Raw genomic sequence first — 930 nt, 5'->3', positions numbered from 1 at the left:
GACGTGATTCCCTACGTTCCGGCGGATCCCAAGAAACCGACCAATCCGGACGACACCAACGTCCCGACCACGGACAAAGACGGCAAAACCGTCGACAAGACGCAATACGACATCGTCGCCTTCAAAGTGGCCGATGCCGACAAGACCAAAGGCAGCCTGACCCTGGGCGATAAGGTTGAACAACAAGTCATCTCCGCCCTCGTCAAAAAAGGCAGCAAGTGGGAAAAAGTCACCGCACCGACCATCAACGTCGCCGATGCAAAGACCACCAAAGCCAACGGCTACAACCCCGCCATCCCGGCAGGCACCGAAACCGTAGAAAACGGCAAAGTCTACACCGCCCAATTCATCACCAACGGCCAAGAAATCACCCCGGGTACCGAATTACCCGACGGCGTCTTCGAAGTTAGCGTATCCCGTGATGAAACCAGCGTGAAAACCGACCCGTTATATGGCAAATCCTACGCCGTCTTCAAAGACAGCAAACTGGCGAAAGACAAATTCCCGACCCCTCAAGCAGAAGAAAACTTCAAAGATGCGAAGTGGAACGTGGAAAATCCTTGGGATCAAGCCATTACGAAAAAGACCGACTTTAAAGCAAGCGCCATCAGTTCCGTCTTCGACAAACAAAACATCACCAAGATCGAAGTCATTCAAGACCCGACCACGATGACCTACACCGAAGGCGACAAACCGAAACACGACGGCATCAAAGTCAAACTCACCGACAAAAAAGGCAACACCGTCGAAATCGAAAAGGACAAACTGGGCGAATACGGCGTCACCGTCACCCCGGCCGAAGACAAAGGTTTAACCGTTAAAGACAACAACGGCAAACCCTTCGTCGCCAGCGTCAACGACAAAGACGGTAAGCCCTTAACCGCCGACAGTAAGACCAAGATCACCGTCAATCCGAAGAAATCGGATCAA

The 930-nt window shown here is 52.3% G+C and carries 1 protein-coding gene; it reads left to right on the top strand.

Going from position 1 to position 930, the window contains the following annotated elements; genetic code table 11:
• A partial coding sequence (locus WKT05_RS10560) for a hypothetical protein (RefSeq protein WP_340414060.1) occupies positions 1–930 on the top strand: 930 nt, incomplete at both ends.

It is taken from the genome of Peptoniphilus sp. HCN-40583 (genome assembly GCF_037892835.1).
In the GTDB taxonomy this organism is placed as follows: domain Bacteria; phylum Bacillota; class Clostridia; order Tissierellales; family Peptoniphilaceae; genus Aedoeadaptatus; species Aedoeadaptatus rachelemmaiella.
This window is presented reverse-complemented; position numbering and strand designations above follow the sequence as displayed.